Raw genomic sequence first — 26,533 nt, forward strand, 5'->3', positions numbered from 1 at the left:
CTCTTAGCGTAATTGTTTTATGTAAATTAAAGGAGCCGAACCGTTTTGACCACGAAGTAATGGTGCTAGCTTTCGAATTAGTTATTGTAAGTGTATATATCGTGAATTGATTCGGGGAAATAATTACTAGTAACAGACCATTTCATAACCCTTACTGAACAAAACTGACCTGCCCCTATAGTTCAACAAGAGAAATGAACAAGAAAAAGAACCCCTTTGCAATAAAGAAGTCCTTATTCATTCATTCAATTTCAGTTGCAAATTGAAACAATTCCGGGTGATCTGCCAAGTCTTGCACCGCTTTTTCTCTTTGTTTTTTGGCTGTTTCAATGTCATCTTCATCTTTTTGAGGGTGGCTTTTTTATATCCAGTATACAAAGTAATGTATATCCCCTACATTTCCAGTTCAAGGGTTTAAGCCCAACAACCATTAATTACCCTTAATTTATTTGATTTGCTCCGCCAACTCTAAAATAATTCCCTCTGGTCCACGACAGTAGCATAACTTATAACTATCTTCATATTGTTGTATCTCACTAAAGATTTCCGTACCTTTCTTTTTCAATTTGGCAACAAGAGCTTCAATATCTTCAACAGCAAATGCAATATGCCGGATACCCAGGGTATTTGCAAAAGGTTGCTGACTATCTTTTTCATCTGACGGCGTATAAAATTTAATTAGCTCTATCCATGCCTGACCGTCTGGCTTCCCCAATCCTACACATGCTACTTTAACGTCATTAAGCCCACTCATCCGATCCATCAAATCTCCTTCCATTTCCCATTCCCCTTGCACTTCAAGTCCAAAATCGAGAAAAAACTCTTTAGCAGCAGAGAGATCATTTACGATTACACCTACATGATCTATTCTGTGGATCTTCATATCTCATACCTCCTTTGTTCCTGTTATTTTGCAATATCCTGTATTCTTACATTCTAATTCTCTAAAAACAGAAAATATCCTTCTTGTTGAAGAAAGGCAAAGAGCACTCTTCAATATCCTGCCCCGTTAGTGCCATAAGAAAAAGAGCTTCTGATCAGCTCTTGATTACCTTTAGTCAAATTTTTATGGTAAAAGAAAAAGCTGCGTTAGAACGTTTTCCCTCCCGCAACTTTTACTTTATACCATTTCGTTTTTGAATTCTGGGGTTAACGATGGATGTGTTAGCTTTGGTTAGTCTACCTGCTCCCCAAACTTCTTCCCGAATTCTTCCATTAAATCAATAATAGGAATGAGTTCTCCCCCTTTTGAGGATAATGAATACTCAACACGAGGTGGAACTTCTGGATAAATTTTGCGATTAACTAAACCAGCTGTTTCTAGTTCTCGAAGTTGCTTTGTAAGAGAACCTTGTGAAATATCCCCTAAAAAAGCTTTGATTTCACTATAACGGCGCTCTTTGGACTTTATAAACCAAAGAATGAGATATTTCCAACGTCCAGATAGGATGTTTTGGGTATAGGCAATGCCATATACTTCTCTCTGTTCCTTTATACACTTTTTGTCAAATCCATCCTTACATATTCTAGACACCCATTCACCTGCTTTCTACTGTTAGGTACAAAAAAATGTACTATAGCAATTTTTATTGCCTTCTTCAAAGAAATGAGAATTGGTTATATTCTAGTATATGTAATAAAAACACTCAATATTTTTAATATCTAATGAGATATGTTTACGGATTGATAAAGTGGTGATATTGATTCAGATAAAAATATCATTGTTAACTTTAAGCAGAACAACTCTTTGATATACAAATTCTTTAGGAGGAGAAATGATGAAATTTGGAATTATAGGTGCTGGAACAATCGGGTCGATCATTTCTAAAAAATTAGTTAAGAATGGACATGATGTAAAAATTGCAGATGCACGAGGAATTGAACATTTAGAAGGAAAAGAGCTTGCTGGAACACCTGTCCTTATAGAAGATGTAATGACCAATATTGAAGTTCTTATAATATCTCTCCCTTTAACAGCACTGCCAAGCATTCGGAACATTATCGAGCAAGTTGGGGAGGAAGTAATCGTCGTAGATACTTCAAATTATTACCCTAGCAGAGACCAAAAAATTGCAGAAATTGAGAACGGGATGGTTGAAAGTGATTGGGTTTCCAATCAATTAGGTAAACCTATCATCAAAGCTTTCAACAACTTGTTAGCCCATACTTTAGAAAATGAGGGAACCCCCGAAGGTACTAGTGGACGCATTGCCATGGCGATTGCTGGTAATGACGTATCACAAAAACAAATAATCATGGACGTAGTAAACCAGCTAGGCTTCGACACAGTGGATAGTGGTTCTTTAAGTGATTCGTGGAGACAACAGCCAGGAACTCCTGCATACTGCACAGAACTAACAAAAGAAGAACTAACAAAAGCATTGGAAAAAGCAAATAAAGAAAAAGCCCCATTCCTGCGGGATAAGGTAATAGAGAAGTTATCAGCTTCTAACTTCCCCCTCGCAAATAAAGATATCGTGAATATGAACAGAGAAATATATAATTCATAAAACAAAAAGGTGCACTCAGTTTAAAGTGTACCTTTTTGTAATATTGCCACCAAACAATCCACAAAAGCCTTTCCAGTCCGATCTCGATTTTTTTTCATGATAAAAAGCTACCCATTAAGAGTGGGTAGCTAGTATTACATGTTATTTGAAAACAATTTGCAGTTTTCCAGATACTCTTCCAGAAGAGTATCCATCTTTAACATCTACATAAAATTTCCCGATTCTCATATCTGTGAATAAGGTCTTTCCACCAGCTAAGCTATGATAGCCTGTGCACTTTCCAGTACTGGCATTGCAGAGACGGGACCATATGTTACTATAATTAGTCAATAACTTACTTCCAGAAGAAGTCTTCAAATAGATTGGGGAAACCAGTTCTACCTGTAAGTCACTACCTCTGTTAGGATTTCCAATTTCACCATCCCATTTTCCATCTTCTGTTTGAAAAGAATACTGAGGAACACTTGCTTGTGCAGAAGAATTGCCTAATACCATTCCACCTACCAGAACTAACACAAACATACTTAAGATTGAAAATAAGTTTTTTATGTTATTTCCTCCTCCCATTTTATCCCTTTTATGATATCAGAATAAACTGATTATTAAAATGATTAAAAATGACTATACCTTCTTAGCTTCAAACATGTTTTCTTTCGTCATCTTCATCGCTTTACAGTTCCAGTCACTACGTTTTGAACGATCCTGCATCTATTTTCTTTTGGAGCGCATGCCTTTAAGTTTTGTAATGTCATCTTGCTTAAGCAACTGGTTATACATTTCACTGTTAACATCATATATCGCAATTTTCCCTTGATTATTATAATGAATTCCCCAACCATAATTTTTCACTAAAGGAGAAGCCCTGAAACAAGCCTTGGATTTTGAAAAGAACTGTTCTCGAAGTTCAGCTGCATTTTCCGCTTCCATTTGATTTTTGATTAAATATGTTTTGAATTGTACGTCTTCTTGTGTAAATTTATAGGGGTTATTGTTAATCAAATCATGCTCAATATAAGCAATGGTCGGTTTTTCGTTTCTGATGACAGGTACCTTTGCTGAAGAAACTTTTGAATCCTCTGAAATGGTAATAAGTGTGTTCTTATAACTCATATAATAACCTCCTTAGTCAACATACCATATCATACCATTATTTTCCTCCGCCATCCTGCCCCTTTGGCTCTATAAAAAAAGCGTCGCTTCGTTATGTCTTCATAGCAATACAGATGATGAAAGGCTTTCGTTCATTAAAGGGAGTTGAAGAAGGGCAATCATTATAGGAAATAATCCACTAAAAAAGGCTACTTAACGTAACCTTTTTTAGTACAATCATATTCTATTTACCTTTGACTTTAAGGGCCTTAATTACTTCTTCTGTCGCCTCAGCAATAAGCTCGTCGTTATAATCAGCCTCTTTTTCATCACGACTTGAAAGTACAGCAAGAACAATAGGATCTCCTTTTGATGGCCAAATGATTGCAATATCATTTCGCGTACCATATGATCCCGCTCCAGTCTTATCAGCCACTACCCAACCTTTCGGCACTCCAGCACGAATTAAAGCATCTCCAGTAGTATTTCTCTTCATCCAATCTATTAAAAGTTCACGTTTCTCAGTTGGAAGTGCATCTCCCAATGTAAAAGCCTGAAGACTTGTAGCAAGTGCTATTGGTGTACTCGTATCATGCGTTTCACCAGGATTAACTACATTTAAATCTGGCTCAATTCGCTCAGGGTTGGTAACATTATCTCCAATTCCCTCCAGTTCTTTTTTAAATCCAGCCGGTCCCCCCAGTTGTTCAAGGATAAGGTTTCCAGCCGTATTGTCACTGTATCGAAGCGAAGCATCAGCAAGCCCCTTAAGGGTCATCCCCGTATCAACATGCTTTTCGGTAATCGGATTATAATTAACAAGATCCTCACTTGTATAGGTAATTCTTTGATTAAGGTCTTCTATTGATTTCTGTTGTAAAAGTGCCCCTACAGCCAGAGCCTTATGAGTAGATGTAAACGCAAATCGTTCGTTCTCATGAAATTCCACGGTTTCTTTCGTTCCTGTATCAATGGCATAGACCCCAAGCTTTGCATCATATTCCTTCTCAAGTTGTTCAAATTTCTTGATTGTGGCTTCTTTTGCCGTATTATTTTCCGATGTTTGGTTAGTTCCCCCGGTTTGTTCTGTTTCCGACTGTTGTACAACCTGTTTTTCCTCATCTGAGCAGCCTGCAACCATAAGCACCAAGCCTATAGGTGCCAGTATTTGATAAAACCATCTTTTGTTCATCATGTAAACCTCCTAATTATTTGATTAGACTCTTATGTACGAATTGAAAAAACAACCTCATACAAGGAGTTTTAACAGATTACGTTTGTAGTCTGATTACATCTGTAGTATAGTATTACATATGTAATCAAAGAAAGTCAATTCTTTATTTTTTTACCATCAAGCCACTATAAATTTGCTATATACCTGTTTTTTAAATTTAAAAGTCAAGAGAGGTGGTATTGAAGGACATGTTTTTAACATACTTTATAATAGGTCTATTGGTGTCTTCATTTTCCGTTACTGTTATCCTCCTTATACGAAAATGGTTTGGAAGACAATTAACAGCAAAATGGCACTATCATTTGTGGATGTTTCTTTTTATGGCTTTAGCACTTCCTTTCATACCTACTGATTTATATAATTTTAGTCCTCTCTTTAGCAGCGGGGACATAAATCAAATTAATGCACCCAGCTCTAATATGGAAAAAACCGGGACTGATATGATGCAGGGCCTACACCTCATACAAGACTTTTCTGTATCGGTCAATCGGCCGGACCTGTCCTTACTTAATAGGGGAGTGATGGGTTTATGGTTGTCAGGGATGCTTTTATTTACCTTTACTATGGTTCGTGGATGGCTCACAATCAGAAGGATTAAGAATTATTCTTCTCCGTTTTCCAATCAAGATGTCCTCGTGCTTTTCGAAGAATGCAAGAAAAGACTGCAAATAAGAAAACCAATAGAGATTGTTATTTCGAATAGAGTCCAATCTCCAATGATATTCGGGCTTTTTCAAACATATATCGTCTTACCTTCTCAGCATGAAAACTGGCTTAGCTTGAAAAATTACGAGTATATCTTTCTTCATGAACTGAATCACTATAAAAACAAGGATTTGCTGACAAATTACGTGATATTGTTCTATCAAATCATTTATTGGTTTAATCCCCTTGTTTGGCTTGCTTTTAGAGAAATGAGATTGGATCGGGAAATCGCATGTGATACATCTGTTTTACAGTTACTGGATGATCATTCCATTAGTGAATATGGAAATACTATCATTAATTTTTTGGATCTTTCAAAACGGTCAAGTAATCTACAGTTGGTGACACAACTAAACGGTTCGAAGCTTCAAATCAAAAAACGAATTGAACAAATTTCTGCCTATAAGCATTCCGCAAAAAAATCATTAAGGAAAAGCGTCTTCATTTATGTGTTGGCCAGTATCATTTTGACAATCCAATTACCTTTCGTTTCCGCATTTGCGACGGAAAAAGACCGATACTATTTTAAAAATGACGGAGTAGTTTATGAGGATTTACAGCAATTCTTTAAAGGGTATGAAGGAAGCTTTGTTTTATATGATCATAACGCACAGCAATATCGCATTTTTAATGAAGAGAAAAGCACGTTGCGGGTATCACCTGATTCCACATACAAAATCTATAGTGCCTTATTTGCTCTAGAATCAAATGTGATATCACCCGAAGAATCCAAACTTTCATGGGATGGGACGGAGCAACCCTTTGAAGCTTGGAATATGGATCAGGATGTCTCATCTGCTTTACAAAAATCTGTAAACTGGTATTTCCAAGAATTAGATCGTCGAACAGGATTTGAAACAATTCAATCCAATCTACAAGAGATAAACTATGGGAATTCCGATGTATCTGGGGAATTTAGTGAATTCTGGAACGAATCCTCATTAAAAATTTCTCCAGTCGAACAAGTCCAATTGCTGCAAGCCTTTTATAACAATCAATTTGGATATAAGGAAAGGCATATCCAAGCCGTGAAGGAAGCACTGCTCTTAGAAAAGAATGAAGAAGCTCGCCTATCAGGAAAAACAGGCACAGGAGCAGTGAATGGAAAAAACATCAATGGTTGGTTTATCGGGTATGTAGAGACGAAGAACAACACTTATTTCTTTGCTACCAATATACAAAATGAAGATGATTCATCCGGAAGCAAAGCGGGAGAAATCACTTTATCAATTTTAAAAGATTTAGGAATCTATAATGAAAATGAAGGGGAGAAATATGGAGAAAAACATTCCTAGTATATCAGAATCAGAATGGGAAATCATGAACGTACTTTGGGATAAAGCCCCTCAAACAGCGAATGACATCATACTTTCCTTACAGGAAAGTACCGATTGGAAACCGAAAACCATACGGACCCTTCTCGATCGATTGGTTCAAAAAGATGTAGTAGGTGTCAATAAAGATCAAAGAGTTTACACCTTTTACCCGCTCTATTCACAGGAAGAGTGCCAGCGTGCCGAGACCGAATCATTTATCAAACGTATCTATGGAGGGACCATGAAATCCATGCTTGTCCAATTCATTCACGAAGATACCCTATCTGATGATGATATCAATGAACTGCGCACTATTTTAAATAAAAAACCTAAAAAGTAATCCTATTAAAAAATTCGATTTGGAATTTTTCCAGATCATTGTAAATTAAACACCAATAAGAATGAAGAAAGCCTGCGATCCTTGTTATGTAAGGAAGGGGGCTTTCTTTTATTTCAGTTATTTTGACTTTTCTCTATTTTTCAAATGGAACTCGGGGATCTTCGTCTTTATATCGAGAATAGGTCGTGCCTGCGCTTTCCATTTCTGAGCATTGTTCATTACTGCAAGCAAACAGATAAGTTTGTATGTCAGTACGGACACTTACTCCAAAATAGTAGGGGAACTTTCCACCTTTATTTTTATCCATGTTTGCATCAATAGCAATAATATTCTCTTTTTCTGCTAACTTTTTATACTCTTTACTCTCAATTGTTTTCAGCACCTTTCACTTAAAATAACCTGTTCACTTTCGGACGGTTCATACGCATGTTCAAAAATAAACCATCTGCCAAATAAAAACAAATTAAACCCTATACTGATTATCAATATTGTTATTAAAATCTTATTCTTCATATATCCCCATCCCTGTCCCTTTGTCTATCTCGATAGTCCCCGCCTCCTGTAATTCATTTAAACGACTAAAACTCTCTTCTTTATTAAAAGAACTATGCCAACGATAATCATATTGATCCAATATACGGTAATGGTTACTAATCAAATTTTGTTGCAAACGAAAATCCCCTCTATACTCGATCTCTTTCCACCATATCTTACCGCCCATTGTTTTTTCTTTAGGCGTACCACCATTTTTGCTAGCAATTAACTGAACAAAATCTACTGGATTGTCACCTATTGATGATATCAACAATTCGCTATGATTAAACAAAGCACAAAATGCAACAACGGTGGTCCAATTGGCTTCTGTTCTTCTTTTTTCAATTTGAACTAGTGTTTTTTTTGAAATCCCTAGAATTTCAGACATCTTATCTTGAGAAAAACCTTGTTCTGTTCGGACAAGTTTCATTTTTTCTGATATTAAATTGATGAACTCTTCTTTTTCCATATATACTAAATACTCCTTTTTAGTGTAATTTTACACTAAAAGTATTATTTTTCAATAAAAAATACCCTTTTTGAATAAAAAACAAACATAAATAAAAAAGCAAGAAATAACCTTGCTCCAAATAAGTTTGAAATGGAAATGTTTCTTAATTTAGGCTTGTTGAACTAAACTGCACCTATAGTGCCATAAGAAAAAGCTGCCTTAAAGACAGCTCCGATCTTCAGCTAACGCACCCGTTACTTGAATTAGAAATTTAATTAGCTTTTCTTGGTCCTCTTTAAAAATAAATAACCTAAAACACCTAAAATTAATGCTATACCTCCGAAAACAATAACTTGAAATATAATATCCCCTATAAACATAACCTGTTCCTCCTGTTTCTAAAAACCATTTTCCTAAATCTGTATACGAGATTCTTCCTAAAAAAGTTTCAACTGATAGTTTGATTCTAAAAGTCTTAAACTAAACTCCCTCAATAAACTGAACACAATCTCACGATTGCTCTAGAATTCTTAGGATTTCATAGTCATATCATTAACTGTTATTTATGTAAGCTAGGCATTACTCCTCAAGGATAGGGATTTATCGAAAAAAGTGTATACTAAACTAGCCAATTACAGGAAAAAATTGGCATAGGCAATGTTATGATCGCACTTTTGGATATCCACATGTCTCATGGAGGTCAACCCTCCCATGTCTCACAGAGTCGATGCTCCTACATTCCTTCGTTCAACCTTTCCATGAGGTGGATGTCGGTCATGCTGCCCCACAGGATCTAAGTCCTCACGTTAGTTGCTTTGCCGACTAATCCGTGCTTCACTTTTAATGAGTGTTAATTAAATGACCGTGTAACCTTAAAATCCGATGAACTATGCGACTGTTTGATGTGCTACAAATGTTGCCATATGAGGGATATCCTTTAACATCTTGTCTTCTTGAAACGTAAATTGTTTTTTACCGATTGAAAACAGAATTCGAATAAGCTTGTTACACAAGGCTATCAGAGATTGCATTTTCTTTAAGGGATTATGGGAACGTGTTGTGTAATATATATGAAGAGCTTTAAAAGCCTTGTTCTTTGCCACCAGTACCATGGCTGCCCGGAATAAGAGAGCCCTCAATTTCTTTCGTCCTCGTTTGGTAATCTTGGTCTGACCTTTGTGCTTTCCGGATGTGTTTTCTTTTAAACTTAAACCTGCTAATTTCACGATTTGGCGAGGATGTTGATAGTCTCTGAGGTCGCCGACCTCCGCGAAAAACCCTGCTACTGTATCTCGACCGATTCCTGACACCTCTAACATCTGTGTGACACCTGGGATATGGTCTAATAACTGATCTAATTGATGATCTAATTCTTCGAATTTCATTTGAATAAAATCATACTTCTCAAGTAAAGCTCTCAACTCTAATTTCGCCATAGCTGCCCCTTGACGAATACCAATCGAACGATTGGCTGCTTCTTTTAAGGCTCGTATCTTCTTTAAGCCTATGCTGCGTTTTACCACTTGTCTTAAGGAAAGTAAGAGCTCTTCATCCGTATACTTAACAAGTTCATGTGGCAAGGATTCTAGCTTTAGAAAATGAATAGCTGCCTTGCCTTCCCAACTTTTGAACACTGTCAAAAATTCAGGAAAGTAACGATCAAGCCAGTTATGAACTTGTCCCTGAACAACCTGTAAATCAACGTTGAGAAGATCGCGAAGTTTTTTGGCCACTCGGAGTTCTGCATAAATTCCACGTGGAATTGTTGGTTCGGCGTATCTTCCGTCTTTGACTAACTGTGCGATGACTTTTGCATCTTTCACGTCATTCTTAGTAGGTGAATTATCGTCTAATTCTTTACTTCGTTTAACATGTAGTGGATTGACAGATACGAACTTAATATTATTCTCTTTTAGAAGATGAGCTAGATTTAACCAGTAGTGACCGGTTGGCTCCATGCCTACAATCACTTTATTTAACTTACACACTTTAACAAGTTGGTTAATCCAATCTAGAAACGAATGAAATCCTGCTTTCGTATTTTCAAAGAAACACGTTTTACCCAGTTCCAATCCTCTAAAATCCTGTGCTCTCGCGACATGATTGTGCTTGGCTATATCTACTCCGACAATTAAGGTTTCAGAAGTAATTTGAGTGATTTTATGATTTTGGTTATAATTCATTGTGAGACCTCCAGATAGATGTTTTTGTCCTTTTTTAGCTGGCCAGCTTAGGACACATTCATCTTATCAAGAGGTCTTTTTTCATTCAAACCTCATTTTCAGTTATTACAGGAATGCTGCCCCGATAGTCATAATGAACGAAAACGGCTCCCATCGCTTAACGTAGATTGCACTTGGTCATAATGTTACTACCAAAAATAAAAAACCAAGTGTAGAGCTACACACGAAAAGGAGCCTATATTATGAAGGATGTTCAAAAATTTGTTGGTTTAGACGTATCTAAAGATTCAATTGCTGTTGCGATTGCTGATTCTGGTCGTGGTGAACCTAGATTTCATGGAACTATTCAAAATAAACCAGAGGATATTCGCAAATTGATGAAAAAGTTAGGGAAGCCTGAAAGCCTATTAGTATGTTATGAAGCAGGATCTTCTGGGTATGGAATTTATCGATTTCTTCTATCTATGGACATTGATTGTATGGTTGTCGCACCCTCCCTTATTCCAAAGCGATCGGGCGATCGTGTGAAAACAGATAAAAGAGATTCTATTAGATTAGCTCAGCTACTTCTGTATGGGTTCCAGATGAAGATCATGAAGCATTGAGAGACTTAATTCGTGCTCGTCATGATGCTCGTGAGGATTTACAAAGTTCTCGCCAGAGACTTGTTCACTTCTTACTTCGCCATGGAATACGTCCTCCGCAAGGAGTTAGAAATTGGTCCGTAAAACATCGTGAATGGTTAAAACGATTAACATTTGAAAGAGCTTCTCAACGTATTGTTTTTCAAGAATATCTTCATGCAATCAATGAAGTTGAAGATCGTATGAAACGAATCGAAGCTCAGATCCATGAAGAAGCCCTTCAAAGTGAACATGCTCCGGTAATTCAAGCTCTTCAAACATTAAGAGGAGTCGCAGAAGTCACAGCTGTTACTTTGGTAGCTGAAATTGGACAGTTTTCTCGCTTTTCAAACCCAAGACAACTGATGTCCTATGCTGGACTTGTTCCAAAGGAATACTCGAGTGGGTCTAGTCGTTGGCAAGGTTCCATTACGAAAACCGGAAACTCCCAAATTCGTCGTTCCATAGTAGAAGTTTGTTGGTCTTATCGCCATCGACCATCTCTTAAAGGCGAATTGCTTAAACGTCAAGAAGGTCAAGATCCAGAGGCAAAACGGATTGCTTGGAAAGCTCAACACCCTCTTCATATGAAATATCATCGCATCTCTGCTAAAGGAAAAGGTGGAAAAGTAGCTGTTGCAGTAGCCAGAGAATTACTTGGTTTTATTTGGGCTATCGGTTGTGCCATTGAGGATAAGCAAGTAAGTGTATCGAATGTTGCTTAAGTAGATCGAAAGTAAGATTATGTAATAAATGATTTTTTCGAATCATAATTTTGTGAGTTAGAATTGAAGATTTGGCTCGAAGGCAAACCCCCGGGAAGGAGAACCCTCATGTGCAACTATGCACTAGGTCTAGGGACTGAACGTGCGCCGTTAGTCCGAGGCAGCTCCGTGACGGATGGAGTGAAATGTGGTAACCAACCCACGCATATCAGTTTGTATACCACCGTCAACGTTTTTGCCTTCGTGCCAAGTTTTTAAGGTTATCCTTGTTCAACTTTTAGAATTGTATCCATTTCGATTTAGCTTATCAAGGGAAAGTACGCCCTTGACAAGCTAAATCCGAAAGGATATTTGGTTTATAAGTTGAACAAGGAACAACTCTATTCATAGCTGAATGAAGCACCATTTAAAAACATTTGGGTGTGGTGGGTTGACAGTTTCGTTCATATCAGTTGCATATGAAGAAGAGCTCGAAAAGCAACACCATTATTGAAGTAAAACACCTGATACTTTAAGAATTTATTAAGCACTAATAATACTGTTTTTATTTTTCAAGTAAATAAACAAATTAAATATGCTTAACCCTAAAATTATAAGAAACATATATGAGGAAATAACGTCTCCTGCTAAATTTAATTCATCAGCTATGTACCCCATAATGATAAGATTAATACCAGAAACAATTATTGAAATTATCGAAGTAATACTAACTGTGAATCCATTAACTAGGTTACTTCGTTCCTTTTGAACCAATAAAATACTAGAAATTACAATTAAACTAATTATAAAAGTAATAAAAACTAATCTTAAAAAATCGTATATTTCCAACCCCTCCATAGTCACCCTCCCAATTATCCTTTTACTACTTATTTTACCACAAAAAACCATCACCCTTATTAAACTATCCTGCCCCGATAGTGCCATAAGAAAAAGGCTGCCTCAGCAACCCCTGTTATTGAGCTAAGCACCCGTTAGTTCATTAAGGACACAGTAAAAAAAGTCCTTATTGAGGCTGTTTTTTTTATATAATATTAAATTAAATAAAAGCCTGGGACCAAAACAAAAAGGTAAATAAACATAGAGTATAAAATTAAGATATATTCTTTTTCTTCTCTTTTATATTTCCATTCCATGAAAGCACGAAAACTTAATGAAATAAGAAAGTAGCCAATAAGCCAGGAGATAGGATTATCAACAAACCATATTGATAAACAGTATTTTTTAACTAGATCGTGAATTACTGTACTTAAGTAACCGGTAGCGTTAGCTTAACAAGCCACATTAAAAAGTCGGTTCCTTAGCGTACAGGAATTCGACTTTTTTAGGTTGGAATTTGCTTAACGTATATTATCGGCTTTTGTCGGCAGGACCCCTATATATAAAGCTGAGGGCACGTGCTCACAGCGCAGTAGCGCCTGCAACTGGGTTTATCTATTAGCCTGACAGATAATCAGTTATACTACTTACTTGTTCAAAATATAACTGAACAACCTGTTTTCAAAAAAGCTATTCAGTTGGGTTGTTCAACGCTTATTTTTTCTTACCCACACGATTCAGAATGCTTTTGTTCAAATTATTGCGTAACTTATCATCCCATCTTTTCGCTTGGTCGGTAAGTCCATTGGCGAATGCTATCACGTCTTCACCTGTCACTTCCAATACGTCTTTGCCATCTGCCGCACCAGCTTCAAACAAATCAATGAGATCGTACTGGATTCTCAGCATATCCATGCCACTTCCAGAGGCGAAACCCCACATATAGTTGCAGATTTTTTTATAGGTTTCTGGGTAGTCGCCTGGCAAAGCTTCCACACGCGCCATCATTTCTTTGTATTCTTTTTTGTCGTCAAGTATCTTTTTGATGAAATTTACCATGGTATTTAACCTCCTACCTTATTTTTTATTCGTCCATATTTTTACTTGCTCTTCAACTCTACTCTCAATTTCTTTTTTCAAATCTACTTGCCCTCCTAATATACTCACCGATTCTCCATCTAGTTTTGAGAGAGCCATCAATTCGTCGGCAAATGCCGCCACGTCTTCACCGGTAACATCTAGCACATGCTTGCCTTCTGCTGCACTAGCTTCAAACAATTCATACAAATTGATAATTTCTTCACCAAATCCATATCCGAAATTCCACATATACTTTTGAATCTTTTTGAACACAAAGGCGTAATCTTTCGGTAGGGAATTTACTTTTTTCATAAATGCTTTGTATTCCTTCTTGCTTTCTAAATCGCCAATGATTAGGTCTATAAATTTCTTCATATTATTTCTCCCCCTTTAGGATATTAATTTTTAATGAGACAAAATTCCATTTTTCCCAAAAGTGTTCGAGTTCCTTGTGTCCCGCATTATTTAATGAATAAAATTTGCGAGGAGGACCCATTTCAGAACGCTTTTTCTCGATATTCACCAATTCTTTCTTTTCCAGTCGTACCAAAATGGTGTAGACCGTACCCTCAACAACCTCTGTAAAGCCCATTTCATTGAGGCGGCGGGTAATCTCGTAGCCGTAAGTATCTCCCCGGCTGATAATTTCCAGCACACAACCTTCCAACACACCTTTGAGCATTTCTGTTAAATTTTCCATAGCATACACCTCCTAAGCTAATAAGTTATATAGATATTCAGTATTGCTAAGTACTGGTATATTGTAATACTATGTAGAGAGGGTGTCAAGTGTGCATTAAAAAAATTATAAATTTAAAAAGATACAAAAGGATTTGCTGTAAATGCGGAGTAAGAAAAGGTATTCGTGAGCATTATCTATTTAACTGAGGGAGTTCATTAAGAAAGTTTTATTTAGTACTTTTGGATTTATTCCGTAACAATCTTTTCTTGGCCAACCATCCTGCATTCTTGCGGTATCTCCTGGGTACTCTACTCATGTATATGAGTATTGATAACGTTATAAAAAAAGATACTATAGAAAACAACAAATACAGAGGTGGGAATTATGTATGATTGGATTTACTCGCATCTTATCAATACTTGGATGTTCCCTGTGGTAGTGGTAGGTGTGTGCATAATAAAATTAAGAACCCTAAAGAAAATGCCCCTAAAAAATAGTCTTTTAAAAAATTACCGTCTAATTGAAATGCATTTATTTAGTTCAGGACGTGACCTTTTCCGGACACTTTATTTTTTTTTATGTCCCTTATTAACAATTATCCCAAACTTGATTTGTATAAAACATAATAAAACAGTTGGGTTTTATTATACGAAACCTGAGTAATGTAAATAAAGGGTATGTTATACGGCCGTCATTGGGTGTAATATGCATCATTTGAAGGGAGAATAAGTATCTGATTACATACTGGATCATTTTATTGGCTATCGCGGTAGGGATTGTTTTTATCGCAGAAAAAATGAAACAACCGTATCCTACATTTCTTGTTATTGTTGGATTGATAATAGGAATCCTACCTATTCCAGGCTTGTCTGAGGTCAAGAGTTATGCTGCAACTGATTCTGTATTCCAAACTACAGTCATTTTAATCTTTTTATCAGCTCTATTAGGAGATGCATCGCTTAAACTTCCGATTGAGGAACTAAACCGGAATAAGAAGCCTATCCTATTATTATCATTTGTTGGAACATTCTTGACGTTTTTAATCGTTTCTTTTCTAATGTACTTTCTGCTGAACCTTTCTCTACAGCAAGCACTAATCTTTGGAGCATTGATGGCTGCCACCGATCCTGTTTCAGTCCTTAGTATTTTCAAGGCTATGGGCTTGAATAAACGGTTAACCATTATTGTTGAAGGAGAAAGTTTAGCGAATGACGGAGTAGCCGTTGTATTATTTAAAATTGCACTTGTGACCACCGTTTTAAGTCTAACAGGCACTTTTGAGGCTTCTATTGAGTTCGTAAAAGTAGTCATTGGAGGTATCCTTATCGGTGGAGTATGCGGATTTATTGCTTCCCGTATTACGTCCAAAATCGACAATTATTTGGTGGAAATCGGACTTTCGATGGTTCTCTTTTACGGTGCTTTTGATCTTGGGGAACATTTTCATGTTTCAGGTGTGATCGCAGTCGTGACAGCTGGTTTAATCCTCGGGACATATGGGAAAAATATCGGGATGTCTGACCTGACACACGAGAAAATGGATTCCTTTTGGGAAATTGTTGCCTTCCTCTCGAATGCACTCATTTTCTTATTGGTGGGGTTAGAAGTCAGTAGTATTAATTTTCTAGATAAAGGATGGTTAATTATTGGGAGTATTTTAATCGTACTCTTGGCTCGATTTATTGCCGTATATATCAGTCTTGCTTTTGATAAAAACATCCCTACTTCCTGGAAGCATGTAATTGCCTGGGGAGGATTAAAAGGTTCTCTTTCTATTGCTCTTATATTAAGTGTTACACCGGGGTTTGAAGGGCGAGAATTGCTTTTAGCAATGACATTTAGCAATGTTGTATTTTCTCTATTAGTTCAGGGAACGACACTAAAAAAAGTAGTCGCTTTTGTCGGCGTGAAATAAAAATTTCCCCCTATTCGTCGCGAACTCATTATTTTCAAGATGTTTGAGGGAGATTAGGACTTTTAACAGTTACATTCAGTTGCATTTGGAATTACTATGAGGTATTAACCGGATGCTATCCGTCATCCAAAAGGAAAAGTAATGATTGGGTAATCTTATGTAGGGAGTGAGATAAAAGTGGCAAAAAAACAGTATGCAGTAATTGGTTTAGGAAGATTTGGTACTAGTGTAGCTCGAAGATTACAAGAGGCCGGACAGGATGTTTTAGGAATTGATGTTAATGAAGAACGAGTAGAAGATGCTGGATTATACGTCACTCATGCAGTCGTGGCGGATACAACAGAAGAGCAAACACTTAAAGATGTCGGAATTCGCAATTTTGATTGTGTAATCGTAGCAATTGGGAGCGATATGCAGTCCAGTATTTTAACCGTTTTACTTCTTAAGGAGCTGGGTGTAAAAAAAGTAATCGCGAAAGCTCTAGGTAAGCAACATGGACAGGTTTTAGACAAAGTAGGGGCCGATTGGATTATCTATCCTGAAAGAGATATGGGAGAACGCGTTGCAAATCAGCTCTTATCACCAAATTTGTTGAATTATATTGAACTGTCAAAAGAGTACAATATAGAGGAAATAGTAATCCCTTCAAGAATGGCTGAAAAAAGTCTGCGGGAACTTGATATTCGTGCTAAATATAATATCAGTGCCATTGCCATCTTAAGAGGAGCAGATATTATCATATCCCCATCTCCAGATCAGATTATTCTTAAAGGAGATTTATTAGTGTTGATTGGGGACAAAGAGGATCTAGCCAGATTTTCAAGTATAGAATAACAGTTGTCCTGCTGAACACATTAAGATTTTGTTGTCAGTAGGCTACAAGGGTTATATATCCTTTCTATTATGATCTTTACTTAACCCTACCCCTTTAATTCAAGTTCAAGTGCCAAGGGATAAATTAAATTAGATTGGACGATATAATTCCTTAGAAAATGGAGATGACTATGTTACATACAAGTAAAAAACACCGTCGGTTTAACATTATTAAACTTCACCCAGCACACATTCTATTGTTTGGTTTTTCAGGGTTAATTTTTATTGGAACGTGTTTATTAATGATCCCTGCGGCTACTAAAGACAGGCATCATCTTAGTTTAATTGACGCCCTTTTTGAAGCTACTTCTGCTGTTTGTGTAACGGGATTAGCAGTTGTGGATACTGGTACCACTTTTACATTGTTTGGACAGATTGTTTTGCTCATTCTTATTCAATTGGGTGGCTGGGGGTTTATGACCAGTAGTATACTGATGTTTATTATCTTAGGGAAAAAGATTGGCTTGAAACAAAGGTTATTGCTTCAAGAGTCTTTGAACACGTTTACCGTACAAGGGGTAATCAAACTAGTTCAACGAATTATTATCATTACTTTAATTGTTGAAACCATAGGTGCTGTTGCTCTCGCCATTCGCTGGTCACAGGAAATGAGTTGGGGAAAATCAGTTTATTATGGAATATTTCATTCTATCTCGGCTTTTAACAACGCAGGATTCGGCTTAGAACCTGATAGCTTGAGTAAGTGGGTAGGGGACCCAACTATAAATCTTACTATTACTTTGTTGTTTATGCTTGGGGGAATCGGATTTTTTGTAATCACAGATATATATGGACAGAAAAATTCAAAAATAAAAAGGTTATCTCTACACACCAAAATTACGTTATTATTTACCTTACTGATAAATGTGGTAAGTACCTTTATCATTTTTGGCTTAGAATTCAATAATTCTGCTACATTAGGAACGTTGGATATAGTGGATAAATGGTGGGCAGCTTACTTTCAAGGTGTTGTCCCCCGTACGGCTGGCTTCAATACAGTCGATATAAGCCAACTTACATTAAGTTCTCAAGTATATATGATGGGATTAATGTTTATCGGGGCAGCTTCAGGATCAACAGGGGGTGGAATAAAAGTAACGACATTTGCTTTGTTACTTTTTGCCCTATGGTCAGTCATAACCAATAAGGAAGATATAAGTGTTTTTGAACGAAGAATTCCAAAATCTCAGGTCTTTAGAGCTTTATCAATTGCTGTTTCAGGGGTAATATTTATTTTTATAATCTTCTTTTTACTCACGATAACAGAAAAAGGGGCTGACATGTCCAAGATATTATTTGAAACGGTCTCTGCTTTTGGTACAGTTGGATTAAGTGCTGGTTTTACTGGGGAACTGAGCCCTATTGGTCGTATTTTGGTTACAATTATGATGTTGGTGGGTAGGATTGGACCTCTGACAATGGCGTTTGCAATTGCTATTCATTCAAATGATAAATCAAAAATTCGTTATGCAGAAGAAAAAATCTTAATTGGATAAATGTTAATTAAAAGAGCATATAATTATGCTCTCTTATTTGTGACTTATTCCACTAACTGCCCCTTTAGTTCCATAAGAAAAGGAGCTACTGATCAGCTCCAGGTCAATGAAGTAAAGCACCGTTAGTTAGAGAATCTCTATCACTTCATATATTTGTAATAAAGATTTACTAAGGAAAAGTAAACTAAAGCAGAACCAAAAATAAAAAATAAGAACTCCTTTACCTTTTTCGCTTCCAGCTTTAAATCTTCATTGTAAAAAAGTTGCATGTTTTCGTTTATAGAAATAGGAGTCGTAAAAATTGATAATATTAATGCAAGAACAGCGAAAACCCCATATATATTTAGCACTGTTCTTGAAGTAATTTCCTTTTTTGAAACCAAACTCTTCCCCCCCATTTTTCATAATGCTTAAATAACTATACGAATAGACACAAGAGAAAGTTTCTTAACAACTGGAAGTTAATGAACTAACCTGCCCCTATAGTTGAACAAGAAACACTCCATAACTTTTAAGTTTTGGGTAAGTTTTCTTCCAAAAAAAAGACTGACAATAGTCAGTCTAAGGTGACGTCAGGTGCTTCCTCACGTCTTATTTATATATTATGCAAGTGTTTGGACAAGCGTTACCCTATCTATTAAGTTATGACACTATCCGAAATCAAAAAAGCCGATTTCTAAGTTAAGGAATCGACCTGAATTAAATTTATTAAACTAACGCACCCGTTAGTTCATTAATAACTTCTCCTATAAGGACAGAGAAGTTTAATCTTCTATATTACCCTCAGTCGGATATTTTTCTTTCAAAACATGATGCAGAAACATTATTCTAACAGCTATTTTAAACTTTTTCTTATCGGTTAAGGATTCTTGATTTCTCAAGAATTCTTCCAACTCTTCCGTAGTTATTTCACAATATGCAGCCAACGTCTCATAACTTAATCCTATGTCTCTATGCAATCCCTCTATAATACTACATAATCTTTGTTCTTCATCAAAATCAACAGCTGTTAAAAAGGCACTCATTTCTATTGGATGAGTGTGATACATTTTGTGATTAGTATAGAAAATCTTATTTATTACATCATCTGACATTTTGTATATGTTTTTCAACTTCGCAATATTTTCTTCTAATGTAACTATTTTCACAATATAATTGCCTCCAATCTATAATAGCATTTTACCAATTAACCCAATGGATTACTAAACTATCCTGCCCCGTTAGTGCCATAAGAAAAAGGCTGCCGCAGCAACCCTTGTTAATGAACTAAAGCACCCTATAGTTTAAGTATTTTTATTCACAAGATGATTCAAAAACCACTCCAAATCATATCCAATCTATTTGTTAGTTTGTCCAATCCTCCATTTAACTTTTGAATAAGTTATCAAATGGAGGTGTTAAAAATGGATAACGAAGAAAGTATGGATGAATGTAAAATGAAAAATGACAAAAGTGCTAAGGACAAAAATTCGTGTCTTCTCGGTCCCTTATCTCCTGCTGAAAGACGCGAGGAGGCATTTGATATTCGTAAGGATGCTGCGAGATTCTATAAAAATCAGCCATTAGTTCACCATCCCTGTAATGGGGATGAAGATAGGTATCCAAATAAAATTGCCAGTTATACAAAAGCATTTCCGCATAATCAGTTAGGCGAGGTAAACATCCAAGCTTATAATAAATATTTAAAAGCATTGGAAACAGGAGACCCTAACGACTTTGAGAAGATTCCACTGGGTGGCGTTGTTAAACTAGTAAATCCACAGGGTGCTTATGCATTCGAATTAGTCGGACTTGATAGTCACCAATTGGTTATTCCTGCACCACCAGCCTTTAGCAGTGCTGAAATAGCTGGAGAGATGGTTGAGCTTTATTGGCAAGCATTGGCACGGGATTTTCCTTTCAATATATATAATCAAGACCCATTAACAAATGATGCTGCAAAAGAACTTTCCAGCCTGCCTGTTTTTCGGGGACCGAAAAAGAATGGACTAGTCACGACAGGTACCTTATTCCGAGGGAACCTTCAAGGCGACTTAACAGGGCCATATATTTCACAATTTTTATGGAAAGATGTCCCTTTTGTTTCAACTAAAATTATCCAGCGATACCGTACCACTGTTCCTGGGGACGACCATCTAACTTCTTACGACGACTGGCTGACTGTACAAAACGGCTCCAGTCCTCCTACCCCAAATCGTTTTGACCCCCTACCTCGCTATATTCGAAATGGCCGGGATTTGGGAGAATGGATACACAGGGATAGTTCCATTGATGGCGGGTTAATTGCTTGTTACATTTTGCTCAGTTTTGGCAGACAAGCTTTGGATCCGTCCAATCCTTACTTTAACTCTGCAACCCAGGTTGGTTTCACTACCTTTGGACCACCGCATATCTTGGACTTTGTGACAAGAGCTTCGCGTCCGGCTCTTGAGGCAGTTTGGTTCCAAAAATGGCTGGTCCATCGCAGTCTCCGTCCGGAGGAATTCGGCGGCCGAATTCAAAATCAGAAATCGGGTGTTGATTACCCGATCAATCCGGTAATTCTGAATTCGGAAGCACTTGCCGAAACTTTTAATAAATTCGGCACCTATTTGCTACCTCAGGCATATGCAGAAGGAGCTCCTGCGCATCCATCCTATGTTTCCGGTCATTCAGCACTTATTGGAGCAATGGTAACAATACTGAAGGCCTACTTTAATGAATCGTTTGTAATCCCCAATCCGGTTGTTGCCAGTTCCGATGGTCTTTCCCTCATACCTTACGAAGGTCCGCCGCTTACGATAGGCGGGGAACTAAATAAACTTGCATCAAATATTTCCATCGGCCGGTCGTTCGGTGGTATTCACTACCGCAACGATTATTTCGATGGAATTATGCTCGGAGAATCTATGGCCATTGGGATAATGAGGGATTACAGAAAAACCTATAACGAGTTTTTCAAAGGATTCTCTCTCACAAAATTTGATGGGACAAAGATAACAATCTGAGAAAATAAAAGACACCCTGTATCTTTAAACTTGGTGTCTTTTAGCTTTGTGTCCTTTTTGATTTACTTCAGATTTGCCAACCAATTTTTACCTCCGCTTCACCATGAGAAAAGCTGCCAAAATAACAGCTTCGTTGTTCAACTCTTGCACCCGTTAACGAAACAAGGTAGTATGTGTTATTCACAAGAAACAGACCAATTTAATGTTAAAAAATCTTGCTCGATTTTTGGTGTCTTATTGTTATCAATACAAGCATTTTGGGTGTATTCAAGCGAGATAGAGTTTAAAATAATAGCTACTACAAGAAATGATAAAATGATAACGGATGTAATAAAAAAAATTTTTCTCTTTATCTTCATTTCAAAAACCTCCTTTTATAACTATTTTCCTTCTTCAACAATCCTGATAGTTCCATTAGAAAAAGCTGCCTAAAAGACAGCTCCGATCTTCAGCTAACGCACCCGTTAGTTGAAGTACATTCCTTCACATCTTTGTAAATTGAAGGAGTATCACTCCATTTAAATTAACCTTTTATTATCTAACAATTCCTCCATCACATTTTATATTGATGAATTTAATTAAAGACGCAGTTACATACTTACCTTTTCGGTAAATGAATATGTTTTGACTTTTCCGTATGGATTCGGTATTGAATGTTGTCTAATGATTCCGTCTTGTATATGCTTTGTAATCACATGAGCATCAGTTCCTCTTCGGATTCCTCTAAAAATCGCGATGCACCTAGACCTCCTACCGCGATTTTTTCACAATCCGAAACAATACGATGTCGACTAAATCTTATATATATCTTCTTCGTTTGGTAGAGAAGAAATCGCTCCTACCTTCGTACACACGACGGCACCTACTTTATTTGCAAAAAGAATGATTTCTTTAAGTTTACTAAAATCACTAAGAATTGTGTCATAGGACTCAAGATTTGCAAATTGAAATAAAGCAGCACCGACAAATGCATCACCAGCACCAGTTGAGTCAATTGAATTTACTTCGACACTGTTTATTACACTCATTCCACTTCCATTTGAAAGAAGAGTGCCTTCCCATCCAAGGGTAACAGCCACTATTTTTGCCCCTAAATGATGGAGCATTGCTATTCCATCATATTTATCCATTTTTCCCGTGATTAGTTCAAGCTCTACTTCGCTTACTTTTACAAAGTCAGCCATTGATATACCCTTTCTGGCTAAACTAATAAATTCAGCCACTCTATTTTTCCATAAATCATGGCGGAAGTTAGGGTCAAACGATAGAAAGATCCCCCTTTTTTGTGCAAATTCCATTGCCTTTAAATAAGTTGTTTTAAAAGGGTTTTCCAGAAATGCAGTTGCAGATCCAAAGTGAATGATCTTTGCACCACTTAATCTATCTAGGTATAAGTTATCCTCTGTTAAATTTCGATCCGCTCCTCTATTGAATACAAAATCCCTTTCACCATTTGCTTGTAAAGAAACAAATGCTAAAGTAGTTGGTGTCAAATCATCAGTAACAATCATAGATGTATCAACCCCCACCTCTTTTATCGTTTCTATTAAAAATAATCCAAATGGGTCATTTCCTACTTTTCCAATAAGACTCGCTTCCCCACCTAGCTTTGAAATAGCAGCTGCGACATTCGCTGGTGCACCCCCGGCTTTCTTTAGAAAATGATTACCTTCCATTAAATTAACATCAATATCTGTACAATAAAAATCGATCAAAAGCTCCCCAACGCATATGACTGCGCGGTTTGTTTTATTCATTTACATTACATCTCCATTCTTGTGATTTAGGTAAAATGAAAGGCTATCGAACATTTTCGACAGCCTTCATAAACTCTCACTATCAACCCATCTTTAATAGGATTGAAATGTAGTCTTTATCTTTTCCATATACTCTTTAAAGGGTATATTTTCAAAGACTTTAATGTAACTTCTCCACCCTTGCTATAAATTTGTAATCCTTTACTTGATGGATCTGGGAAAATTTGATCAGAAATAACCGTTTCACCTTTGTTTCCAAACACTTCTACAGCAGATCGGTCAATGAAAATATGCATTTTCACAGTCCCATTTAATGCATGTAACGGTCCGTCATGCTTACCGACCACATTGTTCCCATAATCAAAGCTTCCTGAATTTGAACGGTCTACGAATAATTGTTTGGTGGCAACATCATAGCCAATAGTCGTATATTCAGTTGCTCCTTTACGAACTTGAAAGCCGAATTCAGTTGCTTTTATATCATCTACATCAAACTCAGCTATCATTTCAAATGTATCTTCTGATAGTTTGGATAGGAGATTACTTTCACCAGATATGACTTTATTTTTATATGAAATTTTTTCACTCACATCTCGAATGGTTTTTAAAGAAACCGGTGTTTGTTTTAAACGTAAACCTTCATCTGTCTGAGTTAGCTCCATCTTTCTTGGCAATGTCGTTGAACTTCTCCAAGTCGAAGTTGGTGTATGATTTGCATACAGCCAATTACTCATCCAGCCAATCCAATATTTTTCGCCATTCTTCCCTTCAATTCCGCTCCAATCAACTGCGGCATAATAATCTGCCCCGTAGTCAGTCCATAACACTTGATCGGAAGGGTTTTCATTTTTAAACGTTTTCCCGTCAAAGGTACCTACAAAATATTGCATACCTGACCCGCCTGCAGGAGCGCCATCATTAATGCTTACCTGTAGTACCCATTTTGTTTTTGAAGGGTCACCATCAATTGGTAATTCGATGAGAGTAGGACATTCCCAAATCCCTCCGTTACTACCATGAGTAGAAGGTATCCACTCTCCAGAAACAGCAGACCAGTCTGTAAGGATGCCGCTTTCTTTCGAATCGTCTTTCTCAGGCTCTTTGGCAACTTGGTCTACTTCATTTGGCATTGCCCCTTCATTATAAACATTAACATCATCCATGTTTATATGACCCCAACCACCTGTAGCTTGGTCTACAGCTTTAATATATAACACTTCTCCAATGTATTTAGACGCATCCCAGACGTATTTTTGATATTTTTCTTCTTTAAATTTGGTATTGGCTTGTCGAATTAATTCTTGATCATCAGAGGCTCTCACTAACGAAACATAACGGGTGTTGATATCATTACCACCGCCCAACAGAAAGCTGATTTCTCCAGAGCCACCTAGTTTAAAATATGAGGAGTGCAGTTCACCTGTTGCGTCATCTCCCTTTTGTAGATCAGTAAACCCCCATAAGTGGTAGTTTCCTTGGTGGCCGAAATCCCCTCCCCAGTAAGATGGTACATTTGTCACATGATCTTTTGTGAAAGCATTACCTTCGATTGTACTCCACCCAGTTAGATCACCTGTCTCAAAATCATGATTAATAATTTCCTTCTCATCTGTCATGATGTTCTTACCAACTTGAACATCTTGGAATAACGTGGATGAATTCCAAACATTTAAGCCAAAATGTCCTGACGAAAAAGTTGAATCATTTACATCATGAATGAGATTACCATCTAAAAAAATTTTAATATTTTTTCCATGAGTGCTTGCTTTTAAATGGTACCTTTTATCTGTATCTAGATTTATTGTTTTTTCAGCTAGAATGGATATGTCTCCATTTTCGATTTTCATGATTTTCATTGTATCGTTTAAAGCATCGATATTCGCCATATAACCGTTTGTTGCATGAGGATCTGCACGAAAAACGAGCGAGCCGGCTCCATTGCCGCCTTTTTCCCCAGATATCTCAATGTTTGCTTCATAAAAAAAGTTATCCCCTGTTTGACCACTCATTACAAAAGCATCCCCCGTAGAGGTTCCACTTTTTCCATCCATCGTGTTCTCCCAGCTACCGTTTACATCTGTCCATTTTGATAAATTGGTTTCAAAGTTAGATGTATTCTTGAACTCCACATTTCGAAAGGCAGCCGTTGAATTCCCCGCTGACAATCCGTAGTATCCATAATCGAATTCTATATCTGTTTTTTTTATAACGGATTGATCGTTTACAGAGACTTGAATTTGGTCCCCATCTGTTTCCACCTTAACATGGTAGGTAGTTGAAGTTTTGAGGGTAAAAGGTTTTCTCGCAATTTCCTCGTTTGTTCCATCTACATTCTTACTTAATGTTATGACATCGTTTTTGGCATCTAAGCTCGCAACATAGCCGTTCTTTGCACTCCTGTCTGACCGAAAAACTAAACCTCCTGCCCCTTCTCTCCCATTCTTCTCATTAAGCGTAATATTTCCCTCATAGCTAAATGATTCACCTGTCTGGGATGACATGCTATAAGAAGTTCTGTCTAAGCTATTTGCTTGTATTCCACCATCTTCGCCGAATTCACTTGCATACTCCCACTCTTTTAAATTAGGTGAGGTATAAAACATGATCTTATCCTTAGCCGCTAACGACATAACCCATTGGTTTGATTCTTCATGCCAAAATACTTTAGGATCGCGCCAATCTTGTAAAGGAGGGTCTGGCATTACGGGATTCCCTTTATACTTTTCCCAAGTTCTTCCTTTATCTAAGCTATACGCTATACTTTGGACTTGCTTATCCCCTGAATGCGTAAAGATGGCAACCATTGCTTCCTTTCCAAAGCCAGCTGTATTGTTCCAATCAATAACAGCACTCCCCGAGAAAATCTGGCCGTTTTCATCCGGCGATAAAGCAATCGGCAAATGCTCCCAATTAACAAGATCTTTACTGACAGCATGCCCCCAATGCATCGGTCCCCATGTCGTTCCATACGGATGATATTGATAAAACAAATGATATTCACCTTTATAAAAAACCATACCATTCGGATCATTCATCCAGTTGGCTTCAGGAGAAAAATGAAATTGATTACGGTATGGTTCATTATAATACCCAGGATCTTCTGCATATGCACGATTAAATGGTAAACAAGTGACAGTTGAACATATTAGTAGAATACTAATAATCCTCTTCACCTTTATTTCACATCCCTTTTTTAAAATCTAAAATGACATGTGAT

General features: G+C 37.0%; 27 protein-coding genes and 1 pseudogene. 9 read left to right on the top strand and 19 right to left on the bottom strand.

The window, feature by feature from the left end; genetic code table 11:
* Nucleotides 1-445: 445 nt before the first annotated feature.
* Nucleotides 446-883 carry a VOC family protein gene (locus AC0VX1_RS22270; RefSeq protein ID WP_063590018.1) on the bottom strand — a complete coding sequence of 146 codons (438 nt, stop codon included), beginning with the start codon at nucleotides 881-883 and terminating at the stop codon, nucleotides 446-448.
* A gap of 291 nt (nucleotides 884-1,174) precedes the next feature.
* Nucleotides 1,175-1,534, bottom strand: a complete 360-nt coding sequence (locus AC0VX1_RS22275) for a winged helix-turn-helix transcriptional regulator (protein WP_475469064.1) — start codon at nucleotides 1,532-1,534, stop codon at nucleotides 1,175-1,177.
* A gap of 244 nt (nucleotides 1,535-1,778) precedes the next feature.
* Here AC0VX1_RS22275 and AC0VX1_RS22280 point away from each other — a divergent pair, with 244 nt between their 5' ends.
* Complete coding sequence (locus tag AC0VX1_RS22280; RefSeq protein WP_106027943.1) at nucleotides 1,779-2,510, top strand: NADPH-dependent F420 reductase; 732 nt, start codon at nucleotides 1,779-1,781, stop codon at nucleotides 2,508-2,510.
* 141 nt (nucleotides 2,511-2,651) lie between these two features.
* Here the strand turns inward: AC0VX1_RS22280 and AC0VX1_RS22285 are convergent, their stop codons facing one another.
* The 3 genes from AC0VX1_RS22285 to bla all read right to left on the bottom strand — a co-directional run bounded on the left by AC0VX1_RS22285 (nucleotide 2,652) and on the right by bla (nucleotide 4,791).
* Nucleotides 2,652-3,077: a hypothetical protein gene (locus tag AC0VX1_RS22285; RefSeq protein WP_194719387.1), complete on the bottom strand. Its 426-nt coding sequence runs from the start codon at nucleotides 3,075-3,077 to the stop codon at nucleotides 2,652-2,654.
* A 141-nt stretch (nucleotides 3,078-3,218) separates the two neighbouring features.
* Nucleotides 3,219-3,620, bottom strand: a complete 402-nt coding sequence (locus AC0VX1_RS22290; protein WP_095680071.1) for a DUF6157 family protein — start codon at nucleotides 3,618-3,620, stop codon at nucleotides 3,219-3,221.
* Nucleotides 3,621-3,843: 223 nt separating this feature from the next.
* Nucleotides 3,844-4,791: a class A beta-lactamase gene (bla, locus tag AC0VX1_RS22295; RefSeq protein WP_475469067.1), complete on the bottom strand. Its 948-nt coding sequence runs from the start codon at nucleotides 4,789-4,791 to the stop codon at nucleotides 3,844-3,846.
* 230 nt (nucleotides 4,792-5,021) lie between these two features.
* Here bla and AC0VX1_RS22300 point away from each other — a divergent pair, with 230 nt between their 5' ends.
* Both AC0VX1_RS22300 and blaI read left to right on the top strand, forming a co-directional pair.
* Complete coding sequence (locus AC0VX1_RS22300) at nucleotides 5,022-6,833, top strand: BlaR1 family beta-lactam sensor/signal transducer (protein WP_475469068.1); 1,812 nt, start codon at nucleotides 5,022-5,024, stop codon at nucleotides 6,831-6,833.
* Nucleotides 6,814-7,194, top strand: a complete 381-nt coding sequence (gene blaI, locus AC0VX1_RS22305; RefSeq protein WP_034304552.1) for a penicillinase repressor BlaI — start codon at nucleotides 6,814-6,816, stop codon at nucleotides 7,192-7,194. Before AC0VX1_RS22300 ends, blaI begins: the two co-directional genes overlap by 20 nt.
* A 133-nt stretch (nucleotides 7,195-7,327) precedes the next feature.
* Here blaI and AC0VX1_RS22310 read toward each other — a convergent pair whose 3' ends face one another.
* From AC0VX1_RS22310 to AC0VX1_RS22320, 3 genes are all read right to left on the bottom strand, one after another.
* Entirely contained in the window at nucleotides 7,328-7,576 is a 249-nt protein-coding gene (locus tag AC0VX1_RS22310; protein ID WP_475469069.1) for a hypothetical protein, read from the bottom strand.
* Between the two features lie 120 nt (nucleotides 7,577-7,696).
* Nucleotides 7,697-8,197, bottom strand: coding sequence for a helix-turn-helix domain-containing protein (locus tag AC0VX1_RS22315; RefSeq protein ID WP_475469071.1), 501 nt, complete (start codon nucleotides 8,195-8,197; stop codon nucleotides 7,697-7,699).
* A gap of 869 nt (nucleotides 8,198-9,066) precedes the next feature.
* A complete protein-coding gene (locus AC0VX1_RS22320; RefSeq protein WP_475469056.1) occupies nucleotides 9,067-10,362 on the bottom strand; it encodes an IS110 family RNA-guided transposase in 1,296 nt (431 codons plus the stop codon).
* 242 nt (nucleotides 10,363-10,604) lie between these two features.
* Between AC0VX1_RS22320 and AC0VX1_RS22325 the strand changes: the two genes are divergently transcribed.
* Nucleotides 10,605-10,967, top strand: coding sequence for an IS110 family transposase (locus tag AC0VX1_RS22325; protein WP_475469073.1), 363 nt, complete (start codon nucleotides 10,605-10,607; stop codon nucleotides 10,965-10,967).
* Nucleotides 10,964-11,710 carry an IS110 family RNA-guided transposase gene (locus AC0VX1_RS22330; protein ID WP_475469074.1) on the top strand — a complete coding sequence of 249 codons (747 nt, stop codon included), beginning with the start codon at nucleotides 10,964-10,966 and terminating at the stop codon, nucleotides 11,708-11,710. The genes AC0VX1_RS22325 and AC0VX1_RS22330 overlap by 4 nt, the downstream gene beginning before the upstream one ends.
* Nucleotides 11,711-12,232: 522 nt before the next feature.
* Here the strand turns inward: AC0VX1_RS22330 and AC0VX1_RS22335 are convergent.
* The 5 genes from AC0VX1_RS22335 to AC0VX1_RS22355 all read right to left on the bottom strand — a co-directional run bounded on the left by AC0VX1_RS22335 (nucleotide 12,233) and on the right by AC0VX1_RS22355 (nucleotide 14,306).
* On the bottom strand, nucleotides 12,233-12,547 hold the full coding sequence (locus tag AC0VX1_RS22335; RefSeq protein ID WP_475469076.1) for a hypothetical protein: 315 nt from the start codon (nucleotides 12,545-12,547) through the stop codon (nucleotides 12,233-12,235).
* Between the two features lie 194 nt (nucleotides 12,548-12,741).
* Nucleotides 12,742-12,948, bottom strand: coding sequence for a DUF4181 domain-containing protein (locus tag AC0VX1_RS22340; RefSeq protein WP_475471859.1), 207 nt, complete (start codon nucleotides 12,946-12,948; stop codon nucleotides 12,742-12,744).
* A 292-nt stretch (nucleotides 12,949-13,240) separates the two neighbouring features.
* Entirely contained in the window at nucleotides 13,241-13,585 is a 345-nt protein-coding gene (locus AC0VX1_RS22345; protein ID WP_475469078.1) for a DUF1048 domain-containing protein, read from the bottom strand.
* 18 nt (nucleotides 13,586-13,603) lie between these two features.
* Entirely contained in the window at nucleotides 13,604-13,981 is a 378-nt protein-coding gene (locus tag AC0VX1_RS22350) for a DUF1048 domain-containing protein (RefSeq protein ID WP_475469079.1), read from the bottom strand.
* Between the two features lies 1 nt (nucleotide 13,982).
* Nucleotides 13,983-14,306: a PadR family transcriptional regulator gene (locus AC0VX1_RS22355; RefSeq protein ID WP_230162721.1), complete on the bottom strand. Its 324-nt coding sequence runs from the start codon at nucleotides 14,304-14,306 to the stop codon at nucleotides 13,983-13,985.
* 739 nt (nucleotides 14,307-15,045) lie between these two features.
* Here AC0VX1_RS22355 and AC0VX1_RS22360 point away from each other — a divergent pair.
* From AC0VX1_RS22360 to AC0VX1_RS22370, 3 genes are all read left to right on the top strand, one after another.
* The gene (locus AC0VX1_RS22360; protein WP_475469082.1) at nucleotides 15,046-16,203 is read left to right on the top strand and encodes a cation:proton antiporter; all 1,158 of its coding nucleotides are present in this window, start codon (nucleotides 15,046-15,048) and stop codon (nucleotides 16,201-16,203) included.
* Nucleotides 16,204-16,380: 177 nt separating this feature from the next.
* Nucleotides 16,381-17,037: a potassium channel family protein gene (locus tag AC0VX1_RS22365; protein WP_137019625.1), complete on the top strand. Its 657-nt coding sequence runs from the start codon at nucleotides 16,381-16,383 to the stop codon at nucleotides 17,035-17,037.
* 170 nt (nucleotides 17,038-17,207) lie between these two features.
* Nucleotides 17,208-18,572 carry a TrkH family potassium uptake protein gene (locus AC0VX1_RS22370; protein WP_475469084.1) on the top strand — a complete coding sequence of 455 codons (1,365 nt, stop codon included), beginning with the start codon at nucleotides 17,208-17,210 and terminating at the stop codon, nucleotides 18,570-18,572.
* 140 nt (nucleotides 18,573-18,712) lie between these two features.
* Here the strand turns inward: AC0VX1_RS22370 and AC0VX1_RS22375 are convergent, their stop codons facing one another.
* Both AC0VX1_RS22375 and AC0VX1_RS22380 read right to left on the bottom strand, forming a co-directional pair.
* Entirely contained in the window at nucleotides 18,713-18,955 is a 243-nt protein-coding gene (locus tag AC0VX1_RS22375; protein WP_475469086.1) for a hypothetical protein, read from the bottom strand.
* Nucleotides 18,956-19,336: 381 nt separating this feature from the next.
* On the bottom strand, nucleotides 19,337-19,720 hold the full coding sequence (locus AC0VX1_RS22380) for an HTH domain-containing protein (protein ID WP_471798705.1): 384 nt from the start codon (nucleotides 19,718-19,720) through the stop codon (nucleotides 19,337-19,339).
* Between the two features lie 255 nt (nucleotides 19,721-19,975).
* Here AC0VX1_RS22380 and AC0VX1_RS22385 point away from each other — a divergent pair, with 255 nt between their 5' ends.
* Nucleotides 19,976-21,559, top strand: a complete 1,584-nt coding sequence (locus AC0VX1_RS22385; RefSeq protein ID WP_475469088.1) for a vanadium-dependent haloperoxidase — start codon at nucleotides 19,976-19,978, stop codon at nucleotides 21,557-21,559.
* Between the two features lie 176 nt (nucleotides 21,560-21,735).
* Here the strand turns inward: AC0VX1_RS22385 and AC0VX1_RS22390 are convergent, their stop codons facing one another.
* The 4 genes and pseudogenes from AC0VX1_RS22390 to AC0VX1_RS22405 all read right to left on the bottom strand — a co-directional run.
* Entirely contained in the window at nucleotides 21,736-21,918 is a 183-nt protein-coding gene (locus AC0VX1_RS22390; protein ID WP_475469090.1) for a hypothetical protein, read from the bottom strand.
* Between the two features lie 432 nt (nucleotides 21,919-22,350).
* The gene (locus tag AC0VX1_RS22395; protein ID WP_475469092.1) at nucleotides 22,351-23,316 is read right to left on the bottom strand and encodes a carbohydrate kinase family protein; all 966 of its coding nucleotides are present in this window, start codon (nucleotides 23,314-23,316) and stop codon (nucleotides 22,351-22,353) included.
* A gap of 116 nt (nucleotides 23,317-23,432) precedes the next feature.
* Nucleotides 23,433-25,817 carry a glycoside hydrolase family 32 protein gene (locus AC0VX1_RS22400; RefSeq protein ID WP_475471860.1) on the bottom strand — a complete coding sequence of 795 codons (2,385 nt, stop codon included), beginning with the start codon at nucleotides 25,815-25,817 and terminating at the stop codon, nucleotides 23,433-23,435.
* 36 nt (nucleotides 25,818-25,853) lie between these two features.
* Nucleotides 25,854-26,480, bottom strand: a pseudogene (locus AC0VX1_RS22405) (glycoside hydrolase family 32 protein); the annotation flags it as partial.
* Between the last annotated feature and the right edge of the window lie 53 nt (nucleotides 26,481-26,533).

This window comes from Peribacillus sp. QJM3NY_7, from assembly GCF_056173225.1.